Annotated in this window: 11 protein-coding genes; 9 read left to right on the top strand and 2 right to left on the bottom strand. The window is 56.6% G+C overall.

The window, feature by feature from the left end; genetic code table 11:
- Positions 1-88 precede the first annotated feature (88 nt).
- The 7 genes from LH86_RS04275 (at position 89) to LH86_RS04245 (ending at position 9,325) form a co-directional block, all read left to right on the top strand.
- Positions 89-688, top strand: coding sequence for an NAD(P)H oxidoreductase (locus LH86_RS04275; protein WP_039298649.1), 600 nt, complete (start codon positions 89-91; stop codon positions 686-688).
- A gap of 466 nt (positions 689-1,154) precedes the next feature.
- Positions 1,155-3,074, top strand: coding sequence for a PTS mannitol transporter subunit IICBA (locus tag LH86_RS04270; protein ID WP_039298646.1), 1,920 nt, complete (start codon positions 1,155-1,157; stop codon positions 3,072-3,074).
- Positions 3,075-3,289: 215 nt separating this feature from the next.
- Positions 3,290-4,438 carry a mannitol-1-phosphate 5-dehydrogenase gene (gene mtlD / locus LH86_RS04265; protein ID WP_039298643.1) on the top strand — a complete coding sequence of 383 codons (1,149 nt, stop codon included), beginning with the start codon at positions 3,290-3,292 and terminating at the stop codon, positions 4,436-4,438.
- 45 nt (positions 4,439-4,483) lie between these two features.
- Positions 4,484-5,023, top strand: coding sequence for a mannitol operon repressor MtlR (gene mtlR / locus LH86_RS04260; RefSeq protein ID WP_008458691.1), 540 nt, complete (start codon positions 4,484-4,486; stop codon positions 5,021-5,023).
- 71 nt (positions 5,024-5,094) lie between these two features.
- Positions 5,095-5,457 carry a YibL family ribosome-associated protein gene (locus tag LH86_RS04255; protein WP_008458687.1) on the top strand — a complete coding sequence of 121 codons (363 nt, stop codon included), beginning with the start codon at positions 5,095-5,097 and terminating at the stop codon, positions 5,455-5,457.
- Positions 5,458-5,653: 196 nt separating this feature from the next.
- The gene (locus LH86_RS04250; protein WP_197061701.1) at positions 5,654-8,917 is read left to right on the top strand and encodes an autotransporter outer membrane beta-barrel domain-containing protein; all 3,264 of its coding nucleotides are present in this window, start codon (positions 5,654-5,656) and stop codon (positions 8,915-8,917) included.
- A gap of 162 nt (positions 8,918-9,079) precedes the next feature.
- Positions 9,080-9,325: a DUF1471 domain-containing protein gene (locus tag LH86_RS04245; RefSeq protein ID WP_008458685.1), complete on the top strand. Its 246-nt coding sequence runs from the start codon at positions 9,080-9,082 to the stop codon at positions 9,323-9,325.
- Positions 9,326-9,368: 43 nt separating this feature from the next.
- On the opposite strand, the gene LH86_RS04240 is transcribed toward LH86_RS04245, so the two are convergent.
- Together LH86_RS04240 and LH86_RS21875 are read right to left on the bottom strand one after the other, a co-directional pair.
- Positions 9,369-9,893: a GNAT family N-acetyltransferase gene (locus LH86_RS04240; RefSeq protein WP_039298639.1), complete on the bottom strand. Its 525-nt coding sequence runs from the start codon at positions 9,891-9,893 to the stop codon at positions 9,369-9,371.
- Between the two features lie 83 nt (positions 9,894-9,976).
- Positions 9,977-10,150, bottom strand: a complete 174-nt coding sequence (locus tag LH86_RS21875; RefSeq protein WP_008458678.1) for a DUF1127 domain-containing protein — start codon at positions 10,148-10,150, stop codon at positions 9,977-9,979.
- Between the two features lie 177 nt (positions 10,151-10,327).
- On the opposite strand from LH86_RS21875, the gene LH86_RS04235 reads away from it, so the two are divergent.
- Together LH86_RS04235 and LH86_RS04230 are read left to right on the top strand one after the other, a co-directional pair.
- Complete coding sequence (locus LH86_RS04235; protein ID WP_039298636.1) at positions 10,328-11,737, top strand: PLP-dependent aminotransferase family protein; 1,410 nt, start codon at positions 10,328-10,330, stop codon at positions 11,735-11,737.
- A gap of 181 nt (positions 11,738-11,918) precedes the next feature.
- A complete protein-coding gene (locus LH86_RS04230; RefSeq protein WP_039298633.1) occupies positions 11,919-13,556 on the top strand; it encodes an STY4199 family HEPN domain-containing protein in 1,638 nt (545 codons plus the stop codon).
- Positions 13,557-13,565: the final 9 nt, after the last annotated feature.

Below are 13,565 nucleotides of genomic sequence, written 5' to 3'. Positions count from 1 at the left end.
TTCATTAACCCATTTCAAATACTACGTTTTACAGAATTATCCAGCGGTCGTAAAGTGAACGCACATCCCCACTGGCTGAGATAACTCCATGAAATCAGAGAATATGTATATTGTTTGGGCGCACCCGCGCAGTGAGTCGCTAACCGCGCAGGTGGTGCAGGAAATTCAGGGCGAAGCGGCTGAGCGCGGCATTAACGTTTCCTCCCTCGATCTGTACCGCAGCGGCTTTAACCCGGCGCTGGGCGTGGAGGACGAACCGGACTGGAGCAACCCGCAGAAACAGTACTCCCCGGAAGTTCATCGCTTGTTTGGCGAGTTAGAAAGTAAAGACACCGTGGTCGTGGTGTTCCCCGTGTGGTGGTACAGCTTCCCGGCGATGCTCAAAGGCTATCTGGATCGCGTGTGGAACTACGGCCTGGGCTACGGGCCAGGCAGCACGCTGGGCAATAAGAAAATCCGCTGGGTGGCGCTGGTCGGCGGTTCTCACGAAGGCTTTGTGAAATATGGCTGGGAAAAAAACATGGCCGATTACATTCATGGCTCAATGGGGTATCTGGGCGTGGAAGATGCAAAAATTGAGTTCCTCTATAACACCATCGGCGTGGAAGAAGGGATCGGCGACAGCGACGCCCATTACCAGCAGCTGTTTGCTCAGGCGCGCGGCATTGTCGCGGATTTAGATAACTAACTTTTCATTCCAGCGCGGCATTCAACGCCGCGCTTTCTGCCAGCCGCTTCGCTGTAATTTACTTTCATCCTTTTCTTGCCCGCCGTTTTTTGTCAACGCCCAGATTTTAACTGGATCACATTAGGATTAATCTGCCCCAAAATACTTTGTGAAGTAGATCACAAATGAATAACAAAGACGTCATAACAAAATGTGATTTTAGTCACATTAAAAGGTCAATCAGGGTTAAAAATCCCCCGGTGTACTTTTTTTACACTGCGATTATGTGATCACCATCACTCAATGTGGATGGGTGATCCCTGAATATTAGTGATCTATCTCACATAATTAGGCGGTTGCTGGACAGCTTAACGATTCAGTGCCAGATTCGCGTCACTTTACTGAATAAGGCCGGCGACCCTGCCGCTACGTTAACAATAAACCTCGGGCTGCTTTTCAGCGCGGAACACCAACAAGGGGTATGTGTATGTCATCCGATATCAAGATCAAAGTGCAAAGCTTTGGTCGTTTCCTCAGCAATATGGTTATGCCAAATATCGGGGCGTTTATCGCCTGGGGTATTATCACGGCCTTATTTATTCCTACCGGATGGTTGCCAAACGAAACGCTGGCGAAGCTGGTAGGCCCGATGATCACTTACCTGCTGCCGCTGCTGATCGGTTTTACCGGTGGTCGCCTGATTGGCGGTGACCGCGGCGGCGTAGTCGGTGCTATCACCACCATGGGCGTTATCGTTGGTGCAGATATGCCGATGTTCCTCGGCGCAATGATTGCGGGTCCTCTGGGCGGCTGGGCAATCAAGCACTTCGACAAATGGGTCGACGGTAAAATCAAATCCGGCTTTGAAATGCTGGTGAACAACTTCTCTGCCGGTATCATCGGGATGATCCTGGCGATTCTGGCATTCCTCGGCATCGGCCCTGCGGTTGAAGTCCTGTCCAAAGTTCTGGCAGCAGGCGTTAACTTCATGGTTGTGCACGACATGCTGCCGCTGGCGTCTATCTTTGTAGAACCGGCGAAAATCCTGTTCCTGAACAACGCCATCAACCACGGTATCTTCTCGCCGCTGGGTATTCAGCAGTCCCACGAGCTGGGCAAATCCATCTTCTTCCTGATTGAAGCGAACCCGGGTCCGGGTATGGGTGTTCTGCTGGCGTACATGTTCTTTGGGCGCGGTAACGCCAAGCAGTCTGCTGGCGGCGCGGCTATCATCCACTTCCTGGGCGGTATCCACGAAATTTACTTCCCGTACGTGCTGATGAACCCACGTCTGATCCTGGCCGTAATCCTCGGCGGTATGACCGGCGTGTTCACCCTGACCGTGCTGAACGGCGGCCTGGTGTCTCCGGCATCCCCTGGTTCCATCCTGGCGGTACTGGCAATGACGCCGAAAGGCGCGTACTTCGCTAACATCGCGGCTATCTGTGCGGCAATGATTGTTTCCTTCGTGGTCTCCGCCATCCTGCTGAAAACCAGCAAAGTGAAAGAAGAAGACGACATCGAAGCTGCGGCTCGCCGTATGCAGGAAATGAAAGCCGAATCCAAAGGTGGCGCAGCGCCGCTGGCGGTAGGTGCTGGCCTGTCTAACGACCTGAGCCACGTGCGTAAAATCATCGTTGCCTGTGACGCAGGTATGGGCTCCAGCGCCATGGGCGCAGGCGTGCTGCGTAAGAAAGTGAGCGACGCTGGTCTGAAAAATATCTCCGTGACCAACTGCGCGATCAACAGCCTGCCGGACGACGTTGACCTGGTGATTACCCACCGCGACCTGACCGAGCGTGCGATGCGCCAGGTGCCGCAGGCGCAGCATATCTCCCTGACCAATTTCCTCGACAGCAGCCTGTACGCCAACCTGGTTGAGCGTCTGCTAGCTTCTCAGAATCTGAGTCAGAAAGAAGAAAAAGTCATGCACAGCCTGGAAGACAGCTTTGTTTCCAGCGAAGACGCAGTGTTCAAGCTGGGCGCGGGTAACGTGTTCCTTGGCCTGAAAGCCAGCAACAAAGAAGAAGCGATTCGCTTTGCCGGTGAGCAACTGGTGAACGGCGGCTACGTGCAGCCGGAATACGTGGACGCGATGTTTGAGCGCGAAAAACTGACCCCGACCTACCTGGGCGAAGGTATCGCGGTTCCTCACGGCACCGTAGAAGCAAAAGACCGCGTGCTGAAAACCGGCGTGGTGTTCTGCCAGTACCCGGAAGGCGTTCACTTTGGTGAAGAGCCGGAAGACGTGGCCCGCCTGGTGATCGGGATTGCTGCCCGCAATAACGAACACATCCAGGTGATCACCAGCCTGACCAACGCGCTGGATGATGAGTCGGTGATTGAGCGCCTGGCGCACACCACCAGCGTCCAGGAAGTGCTGGATTTGCTGGCCGGTAAGAAGTAAGGGCTTGCCCCTCACCCCGACCCTCTCCCCGGAGGGGCGAGGGGGAAAAGAGGGGGAGTTCTGGATGTTCCCTCTCCCCTTGGGGAAGAGGCGATATCGAGATGTTGGTCTGTCTATTCCCTCTCCCCTTTGGGGAGAGGGCTAGGGTGAGGGGATTCGCATAAAGTATCCTTACCCCAGCCCTCACGGGTGAAATAATCAGGAAGGTTAACGCAATGAAAGCATTACATTTTGGTGCAGGTAATATCGGTCGTGGCTTTATCGGTAAACTGCTGGCAGACGCCGGTCTGCAGCTGACTTTTGCCGACGTAAACCAGGTGGTTCTGGATGCCCTGAACGCGCGTCACAGCTACCAGGTTCACGTAGTGGGCGAGCAGCAGCAGATTGATACCGTCTCCAACGTGAATGCCGTCAGCAGCATTGGCGACGACGTTGTGGCCCTTATCGCTCAGGTTGATCTGATCACCACCGCCGTTGGCCCGGTTGTGCTGGAACGCATCGCGCCAACGCTTGCCAAAGGCCTGGAGCTGCGCCGCGCGAACGGCAACGAAACGCCGCTGAACATCATCGCCTGTGAAAACATGGTGCGCGGTACCAGCCAGCTGAAAGAGCACGTCAAGAAAGCGCTGTCTGCCGAGGCGTGGGCCTGGGTTGAGCAGCACGTTGGCTTTGTCGATTCTGCGGTTGACCGCATCGTGCCGCCGTCTGAATCCGCCACCAACGATCCGCTGGAAGTGACCGTGGAGACCTTCAGCGAGTGGATTGTCGATAAAACCCAGTTTAAAGGTGACCTGCCGAACATTCCTGGCATGGAACTTACTGATAATCTTATGGCGTTTGTCGAGCGCAAGCTCTTCACGCTGAATACCGGGCATGCTATAACCGCGTACCTCGGTCAGCTGGCCGGGCACCAGACTATCCGCGATGCCATTCTTGATGAGAAAGTGCGCGCCGTAGTGAAAGGGGCGATGGAAGAGAGCGGCGCGGTGCTGATTAAGCGCTACGGCTTTGAAGCCGACAAACACGCCGCGTACATCAAGAAAATCCTTGGCCGTTTCGAAAACCCGTATCTGAAGGATGACGTGGAACGCGTTGGCCGCCAGCCGCTGCGTAAACTCAGCGCGGGTGACCGCCTGGTTAAGCCACTGCTGGGCACGATTGAGTACGGCTTGCCTCACGTGAACCTGATCAAAGGGATTGCGGCGGCAATGCACTACCACAGCGAGCAGGACCCGCAGGCGCAGGAGCTGAAACAGCTGCTGGCCGCGAAAGGTCCGCAGGCGGCGCTGGCGGAAGTGTCCGGTCTGGATGCGAACAGCGAAGCCGTGGCTGAGGCGGTGAAGGCGTATAACGCCATAGCGTAACCCTATGCAGGCGCGGTGGATGCCGCGCCTGAAACATGTTTAGTGATGCAGGCAAAAATGGAAGAAACCCAGGCCTTTGAAAACCGCGTGCTTGAGCGACTGAATGCCGGCAAAACCGTAAGAAGCCTGCTGATTGCTGCCGTCGAGCTGTTAACCGAAGCGGTAAATATCCTGGTGCTGCAGGTGTTCCGCAAGGACGACTACGCGGTGAAATATGCGGTTGAGCCACTGCTGGACGGCGACGGCCCGCTGGGCGACCTGTCGGTACGCCTGAAGCTTATCTACGGGCTGGGCGTGCTGAACCGCGCCGAGTATGAAGACTGCGAGCTGCTCATGGCGCTCCGGGAAGAGCTGAACCACGACGGCAACGAGTACAGCTTCACCGATGATGAAATGCTTGGCCCGTTTGGCGAGCTGCACTGCGTCACGGCGCTGCCGCCGACGCCGACCTTCGTTGACGGCAGCGATCCTGAGCTGCTGGCGATGCAGCGTCAGCGCTACATGCAAATCGTTCGTTCCACAATGGTCCTTTCCCTGACAGAGCTGATCTCCCGGATCAGCTTAAAAAAAGCCTTCCAGAAATAGCCGCTTTTCGCCCTGTCCCTCAGGATCGTGTATCCTTGCCAGCAAGCCATCTTTATTCACGGTAAGTCAAAATGAAAGAAATCGAAAAAGCAGAAATTAAACGCCTTAGCGACCGTCTGGACGCTATCCGCCACGAAATGCCAGGCCTGCACCTGATCAACGAAGCGGAAAAATATGCCGAGCTGGAAAAAGAGCGGCAGAAGCTGGAAATCGAAATCGCTCGCCTGCAGGCGGTGCGCAACCAGAAACTGAGCAAAGAAGCGCAGAAGCTGGTGGCGCTGCCGTACAAGCGTGCAATTACCAAAAAAGAGCAGGCCGATATGGGCAAGCTCAAGAAAAGCGTGCGTGGCCTGGTGATTGTCCATCCGATGACCGCCCTGGGTCGCGAGATGGAACTGACCGAGATGACCGGCTTCTCCCGCACGGAATTCTGACCGCGCTCTCTTTTCGGTGAAATAAGCCGATAAAACCCGCCTCATCAGCCTCTTAAATCTCCACCTGGCTCTATAGTTAAGTGCCGGGTGCGGATTTCTTCTGCCCCAGGAACACCATTGGACAATTTGCCCGTCTCACCGCGAGGCCGCAGGGAACGCCAACCCTTTGTTTATCTTTCTTGCTGCGAGAGTAAACATGAAATACAAGGCTTTGACTCTGGTTCCCGTCTGTCTGGCCGGTTTAACCGGCGCGCTTCCCTTTTCTGCCACCGCCGCCTGTTCGTCGTCAACGCCGAATAGCGGGGACACCGTGACCTGTAGCGGCTCGGGTATTCCGCCGGTGGTTGCCACCGCAGGCAGCAATAACGTCACGATTAACCTCGATTCCACCGTGACCGGGAGTTACTCGCTGATTACCCAGGCGACGCCGTTTTCGGTGGACAGCGGCAGCAATATCAACAACGCCGGGGCGCTGACTCTCTCTGATAACGGCACGGGCGTGGCGAACCGTGGGGCGCTGTTGCTGGGCGTGAATAACGGTAATACGCTGACTAATGGTGCGACGGGCACGCTGACCACCACCGGGGCCTACAACGACGGCATGGCCGCTAACGGCAATAACAATACGCTGATCAATAACGGCACTATCACCACCAGCGGTAACAATTCTTACGGCATGACCGCGGCCTGGGGGCAGAGCAATCCTGGCGCTGCAGGAAATACCATCACCAATACCGGCACTATCTCCACATCAGGGAATAACGCCAGGGCTATTTCTCTGCTGGGCGGCAGCGGCACGGTGAACAACAGTGGGACGCTGACCACTTCCGGACGAGATGCGCCCACGGTGTTTTTGCAGGGCAACAACGCCACGCTAAATAACAGCGGCCTGATTCAGACCACGGGTACCGCCTCTTCCAGCGGCAGCGTGGACGGCGTGGTAGCGAACACGCTCGGCAGCAGTTTTAACACTACGATCAATAACCTGGCTGGCGGGCAGATCGTCAGCAATAACGGCATCGGTATTCGTTCGACTAACGGTAATATCACCATCACCAACGCCGGGCTGATTCAGGGCGGAAGCGGCACGGCAATTCTCAGCGGCAACGGCAGCATTTCGCTGATCCTCCAGACCGGCTCGCAAATTGTTGGCCTGGCCGATGGTGGGCGAGGCAATAACTCTGTGACATTAGAAGGGACGGGCACCTCCTCTAACGCCTTTACCAATTTCCAGACGCTGACCATGACCGGCAGCGACTGGACCTGGGCGGGTACTGGCTCGTTTACCACTGCCCTCGTGCAGAGCGGAACGTTGGATCTTACCGGCACGCTAGGTACCAGTACGGCTTCCGTAACAGCTTCGGTAAGCAACGGCGCGACTCTACAAGCGAACTCAACCAACTTGCCGCTTTCGGTCTCTAATGACGGGCTGGTGCGTTTCCTGCAAAACAGCGACGGCAGCTATTCGGGGAAGATTACCGGCAGCGGGTCTGTTGAGAAAAGCGGTGGCAGCCTGCTGCAGGTGACGGGGGCAAATACTTACAGCGGGGGGACGACGCTGACCGGCGGCACGCTGCAGGCTGCAACAGACAGTGCGCTCGGTGCAGCTACGGGTGGGCTTATCTTTAACGGTGGCACGCTTCAGCTCGGCAGTTCGTTCGATCTTGCGACATCCCGTGCGATGTCAGTGACTGCCAATAACGGGACGTTTGACACTCAGGGATTCACTTCCGTTGTTGGGCAGGGGATTACGGGGGCTGGTGCGTTAACTAAACTGGGCGGCGGTACGCTGGTGCTCAACGGCGTTAACAGCTATGCGGGTGGCACGGCTGTTAATGCCGGTACGCTGGTTTTAGGCGACAGCGCTCACACCTCTGCGGCAGCTGCAGGCGGCACCACCGTGGCGGCCGGAGCCACGCTGGGTGGTTATGGTACGGTGAATGGTGACGTGACGAACAGCGGAACTCTGGCGGTAGCAAATGCGCTGCCGATTCTTTCTGCTGGCCCGCAGGGCAATCTCCAGATTAACGGCAACCTGACCAACGTGGGGCTTGTTCAGCTGGCTGGTAGCGGGGTGGGGAATAGCCTGACCGTAGCCGGAAACTATAGCGGTCAGAACGGCGTGATTGCGCTGAATACGGTCCTGGCGAGTGATGGGGCTGCGTCTGATAAGCTTATCCTCATCGGCGGTAGCGCTTCGGGCAGCGGCACGCTGAAGGTCACTAATATCGGCGGTGCCGGGGCGCAAACTACGGCAGACGGTATTCAGGTGGTGCAGGCCACTAACGGCGCAACCAGCACGGCGAATGCCTTCAATCTTTCAGGGGGTACCGTCAGCGCCGGGGCATATTCCTATTACCTCGCCAGAGGCGGTGTCTCCGACGGCAGCGGCGGGAGCTGGTATCTGCGCAATACGGTTGTGCCGGATTCGACAACGTCGGTCACCCCGGCGGAAGAAACGCCTGAGTCCATCGTGGATGCCTCTCACGGCAATGAGACGCTGAACGTCTACCGGCCAGAAGTTGCGCTGTATGCCGAAGCGCCTGCCGTTGCCCGCCAGCTTAACCTGCAGCAGATCGACACCTTCCACGACCGTCAGGGCGAGCAGAGCCTGCTGAACGGCGATAACAAAGCCCCGGCCTTCTGGGCCAGAAGCTGGGGAAGCCACGCGGATATTCATCAAAGTGGAGATGTGAATCCGTCCTTCAATGGCACATTGTGGGGGCTGCAGCTGGGGCAGGATTTGTATACCGCCACTGAGGATAGTGGGGCGACGCATCACCTCGGTGTGCTGTTCGGATTCTCCAGAGCGACCGGGGATGTCGACGGCTTTGCACTGGCAAAACAGGGCATGCGCGTCGGCAAACTGCAGCTGAATAACTACAGCTACGGTGGCTATTGGACAAGGGTTGCGGCTTCCGGCTGGTATACGGACGCGGTGTTAATGGGCAGCGCGCTGCGGTTGAATACTAACTCGGTCAACGAGGTGAATGCTTCTTCCAACGGCAATGCGGTGACCGGCTCTGTTGAGACGGGGCTGCCCGTTTCCCTCGGCGAAGGGGTGACGCTTGAGCCCCAGGCACAGCTGGTCTGGCAAAGAACTTCGCTGGATTCGTTGAATGACGGTATCTCAGACATCCGCTGGAACAACGGCAATACCTGGCAGGGGCGGGTTGGAGCCCGGCTGCAGTGGGCCTTTGAGGCGAATGGCGTGAACTGGAAGCCTTATCTGCGCGCCAACGTGCTGCGGTCATTCGGCCAGGATGATGAAACGGCTTTCGATGGCAGCACAACGATCGCCAGCAATGTCGGGCAAACGGCCGGGCAAATCGGGGCGGGGCTGGTGGCGCAGATGAGCCAGAACGGCAGCCTTTATGCGACGACAGGCTACCTGACAAACTTCGGCGGCGAGCGCCAGCGGGTAGTGACCGGCAATGTCGGCGTGCGCTGGAATTGGTGACTGGGCTTTGCCTGTGTCGCTTTTATGATGGCTACTTTGTATTCAGTTTTTTTGAAATAGATAAGCGAATTGTTCCGCTAACAAACAAAGCACGGCGGCGCTATTCTTATCTCATCGAAGGCAGTCAGCCTTCCAACTAAACAAAACGCAAAGGTAACCATCATGAAAAGCATCAAATATTTTGCCGTAGTTATGACTCTCGCTGCTTCCTTCTCCGGCTTCGCTGCGGAAACCCAGCCAGCAGTCAGCCAGAAAATGGGCACCGTATCGGTCAGCGGCGCGTCTAACCTCGACAGCCTGCAACACCAGCTGCAGCAGAAAGCCGAGCAGGCAGGCGCGAAGTCTATCCGCATTGTTTCCGCCGGCGGTGATAACAAAATGTACGGCGTGGCTGAAATCTACAACTAAGTCTTGAATCACGCAGTATGGGCCGCCTTGTGCGGCCCGTGTTTTATATGAATTCCCGAGCCAACAGGCCAAAAATCCAGTCATCCTGCCAGCGTCCATTCAGCCAATAGTTCTCCCGCAGCGTACCTTCCTGCTGAAACCCGACTTTTTCCAGCACTTTCTTCGACGGAATATTTCCGGCGGTGACCGTGGCCACAAGCTTGCGGATGCCGACCTCCGCAAACGCAAAGGCACACACCTCGTACAGCGATTCATACCCATAGCCCTGGCCGTGAAACGACGGGTCGAGTAAAAAGCCGACCTCCGCGATATCGTCCTCGCGCAGGATAAAACCGGTAACGCCAATTGGCACGCCGGTTTTGCGGTGGCGCATCACCATACAGAGCCAGTGGCGGCTGCCCGGCTGCCAGTCGGGAAGACGGGCGTCAAAAGCCTGGCGGATCTCTGCTTCCGGTAGGTTATCAGCCACGTAGCGCATTACCTCCGGCTGTTGCTGCAGGTAGTTGAAGAGTGGCCAGTCAGCTTCAGTGATTTGGCTGAGCGCCAGGCGAGAGGTGAGAAGTTGCATGGAGCTGTGACTCATTTTTACTGGGGGTGCTCTTTGATAGCAGTAAATAAAAAACGGTGCCAGCGTGTGGCACCGCTTATGTGTTATTCCCAGCGGGATAAATCATCCCTCGTCAGCCCCATATCCCTGAGTTGTTCCGGGCTAAGCTCGCGCAGCGCCCGTAAAGTCTGGCGGCGCTGGCGGCTGCGGCGAAAATACTGGTAAAGCATTACCAGGCCATAAAACGGTCTGCGATGGTGGTTCTCTTCAAAACCCATGCTGTGACTCCTCGCGGTTTGCCTGGGAGTAATCATGGGGCCAGCGGGCAAAAGCAGACAGATTCAAAAATTACTTTTCTTTAACATACAGAAGGGCTAAAACATGAGCTGAATGGCATTTTTTGCGCCATTCTGTATCGGTTTTTCCTTCTGTATGGTTTCCGGTGAGGATACAGCATGACGCGTTACCAACATCTCGCCACGCTGCTGGCTGAGCGTATTGAGCAGGGGCTTTATCAAAGCGGGGAGCGTTTGCCCTCGGTGCGGAGCCTGAGCAGCGAACACGGCGTCAGTATCAGCACCGTGCAACAGGCGTATCACGTCCTGGAAGACCAGCAGCTGATTTCCCCTCAACCACGTTCCGGCTACTTTGTTTCGCCGCGCAAAGCCGTGCCGCCTGTGCCGCGCCTAACGCGTCCCGTGCAGCGCCCGGTGGAAGTGACGCAGTGGGATGCGGTGCTGGAATTGGTGAACTCCCGGCAGGATTGCGAAGTGATCGCCTTCGGCAGCGGATCGCCGGATCTCACCCAGTCGACGATGAAACCGCTGTGGCGAGAAATGGGGCGGCTCGCGCAGTACCAGGAGCCTGAGCTGCTGGGCTACGACGGCATGTTCGGCGTGAAAGCCCTGCGTGAGCAAATTGCCCGCCTGATGCTGGACAGCAACTGCGTGGTGAATGCCGATGAGATCGTGGTAACCAACGGCTGCCATGAAGCACTGTCGATTGCGATTCGCGCGGTGTGTGAGCCGGGGGACATAGTGGCGGTTGAGTCGCCTTCATTCCACGGCACCATGCAGATGCTGCGCGGTTACGGTGTTAAAGTAGTTGAAATTCCTACTGATTCCGTTACCGGTATTAGCCTGGAAGCACTCGAGCTGGCGCTGGAACAGTGGCCCATCAAAGCCGTGATTCTGGTACCCAATTGCAATAATCCTCTTGGCTTCATCATGCCGGAGGCGCGTAAAAAAGCGGTGATGAACCTTGCCCGGCGCTTTGATATTGCCATCATCGAGGATGATGTCTACGGCGAGCTGGCCTATGAATACCCGCGCCCGATGACGATCAAATCCCTGGATGTGGATGGCCGCGTCCTGCTGTGCAGTTCGTTTTCAAAAACGCTGGCACCGGGGCTGCGCGTGGGCTGGATTGTGCCGGGACGCTACCTCGACCGCACGCTGCACACCAAGTATATCGGCACCGGCAGCAGCGCGACCTTCACCCAGCAGGCGGTAGCGGCCTTTATTCGCAACGGGCATTACCACCGCCATATCCGGCGTATGCGCCAGCACTATCAGCGCAATCTGGAGGTGTTTACCTGCCGCGTGCGGCAATATTTCCCCTGCGGGATCTGCGTCAGTCGGCCTCAGGGGGGCTTTTTGATGTGGATTGAACTCCCGGAAGAAGTCGATGCGGTGCGGCTGGGCAGCGCATTGAAAGCGGCAAAAATCCATATTGCGAGCGGCTCGCTGTTTTCGGCCTCTGGAAAATATCGCCATTGCCTGCGGTTGAACTATTCTTTGCCGTTCAACGCCGTTACCGAGGCGGCCCTGAAAAGATTGGGCGAAATCGTCGAATGTGAGATTTGAAAATGCCCGGCTAAATCGCTCTTTTTATCGCCATTGATTCCTGCCGGGCTGTTTTACACTCGGCTGTAATGGCGAAGTTTGGCCTTGGCATTAATAACCATAAAAAATAGCCGCCTGGGGCGGAAAAAAGCCGTTTTTTCTGCGTTCGGCAACAAAGGCCGGACATCGACAAAGGACTATCATGAGCAGCGCAACATTGCAGATGCGGGAGCACTTTGAGACGTGTCTGGGGATTATTCGGCAGGCTTCGCTTCAGATCCTGCCGTTACTGAATATTCGTGCCGCCGAAGGCAAAGATCCGCAATGGTTTTTCCAGCAACTGGAGCAGGCTCGTATGGCGCTCGGCAGCTGGGGGGCGGTGGCCAAGCGGCTGAATCTTAACGACGCTGAGATTTCACAATTCACGCTGCTGCTGCGCCATTTGCAGCAGCTGGTGCCGCAGTACGAAAGCGGGCAGGAGGTTAGCCAGAACCAGCTCCTCGCCGCCCTGCGGTTCACCAGTTACCTGGAGCATGTGCGCTTCAAGCAGCCCTTGCTGGGCTATTCCACCGAGCTTTCCTCCGACGTTGACGGGCTACAGAAAGGCGCCCAGCAGCAGATGCGCGCCATTGAACTGATGCTGAAAGGGCTGGTCAATCAGGCGTGGGAAAACCAGGCGGAGCTGGTTAATCAGCTAAAAAGCCAGTTTGGGGCTGACAAAGTTCGCCGCTGGCTGAAGCGAGGTGAGCGGGGCGACGTGCTGAGCGGCATGAAGTTCAGCGAGCTGGCGTTGATGCTGGTGGATAAGAAAGAGTTCGCCCATCACTACGCCAAAGTTTACCAAAACTCGCCTCAGCTGGGTTTTCTTATCGACCAGCGTAAAACCCTGCAAATTTTCCTCGATGGCACCCGTCAAATCCGCAACGACCTGATGCACAAGCAGCCGCTGACGAGCGTGCAGGTGGCTTTGCTGGATAGCTACTACGGTGAAATCAGCGGCCCGGTACAAAAAGCCTTTAGTGAAGGCCGCACTAAAGTGAATCCTTCCTCGCTGCTGGACGCGGATGATGTGGCGCTGCAAAGCTACCTTGAACAGGCGCGTAAAAATCATGCGGCCCAGGGCGGCGATCCGGCAGAGATCAGAGAATCCATTGAGCGTTATGACCCGCGCACGGCCAAAAAACAGCATGATACTACCGACATGATCTCTACCGCGCTGTGGGCATCGGTAGGGATTGTGGTGGTGGCAGTGGCGGTGATTGGCCTCTATCTGTTGAGTGATGCCTCTTCGAAGCCTGAGGTGACGGTGGCTCCGCCAATTGTGAGTACGCCGGTGCAGCAGAAAGAGCGGCCGGAGGCCAACAGCCCGCGGGATATGCTCGCCAATATGGGCATCACCTGGGACGAAAATAACCTGCGGGCGGCGATTAACCGTAACGACGCCCGCATTGTGCGCCTGTTTATGCAGGGCGGAATGAACTGGAAAGTCTATTTTGCCGAGCAGGCGCTGGCGGCAGACGACCGCGATGTGCTGACCATTTTGCTGCAATACCGCCCGCAAATGGATGAAACCCGGCCCTGCCGCAGGCTGATTGGCTCTACTGAGTTAGGCATGAAGAAAGGGCAAAAACTGACTTCGCTGAGAAAGCAATTTCTCGCCAGCTTCTGCAGCTCGGCCCCTGCAGTACAGCGTCAAAAAGAGGAGGTAGAGCGCGCTCAGCTGCGCCTGGCGGCGCAGAAGCAGCGCTATGAAGATGCGACTGCCCAGGGGTTGGAGCCGGAGCCGGTGGATGAGCAGACCGTCAAAATTCAGCAGGCGATATACAACGCAATGCGCTAGTCGTACCGG

The sequence above is a fragment of the Cedecea neteri genome, from assembly GCF_000758325.1.
GTDB lineage: Bacteria > Pseudomonadota > Gammaproteobacteria > Enterobacterales > Enterobacteriaceae > Cedecea > Cedecea neteri_B.
This window is presented reverse-complemented; position numbering and strand designations above follow the sequence as displayed.

What these genes read in the sequence shown, in the direction of transcription:
- LH86_RS04275 (WP_039298649.1), top strand. Translation starts at nt 89, where the DNA reads ATGAAATCAGAGAATATGTATATTGTTTGGGCGCACCCGCGCAGTGAG.
- LH86_RS04270 (WP_039298646.1), top strand. Translation starts at nt 1,155, where the DNA reads ATGTCATCCGATATCAAGATCAAAGTGCAAAGCTTTGGTCGTTTCCTC.
- mtlD (WP_039298643.1), top strand. Translation starts at nt 3,290, where the DNA reads ATGAAAGCATTACATTTTGGTGCAGGTAATATCGGTCGTGGCTTTATC.
- mtlR (WP_008458691.1), top strand. Translation starts at nt 4,484, where the DNA reads ATGCAGGCAAAAATGGAAGAAACCCAGGCCTTTGAAAACCGCGTGCTT.
- LH86_RS04255 (WP_008458687.1), top strand. Translation starts at nt 5,095, where the DNA reads ATGAAAGAAATCGAAAAAGCAGAAATTAAACGCCTTAGCGACCGTCTG.
- LH86_RS04250 (WP_197061701.1), top strand. Translation starts at nt 5,654, where the DNA reads ATGAAATACAAGGCTTTGACTCTGGTTCCCGTCTGTCTGGCCGGTTTA.
- LH86_RS04245 (WP_008458685.1), top strand. Translation starts at nt 9,080, where the DNA reads ATGAAAAGCATCAAATATTTTGCCGTAGTTATGACTCTCGCTGCTTCC.
- LH86_RS04240 (WP_039298639.1), bottom strand. Translation starts at nt 9,893, where the DNA reads ATGCAACTTCTCACCTCTCGCCTGGCGCTCAGCCAAATCACTGAAGCT.
- LH86_RS21875 (WP_008458678.1), bottom strand. Translation starts at nt 10,150, where the DNA reads ATGGGTTTTGAAGAGAACCACCATCGCAGACCGTTTTATGGCCTGGTA.
- LH86_RS04235 (WP_039298636.1), top strand. Translation starts at nt 10,328, where the DNA reads ATGACGCGTTACCAACATCTCGCCACGCTGCTGGCTGAGCGTATTGAG.
- LH86_RS04230 (WP_039298633.1), top strand. Translation starts at nt 11,919, where the DNA reads ATGAGCAGCGCAACATTGCAGATGCGGGAGCACTTTGAGACGTGTCTG.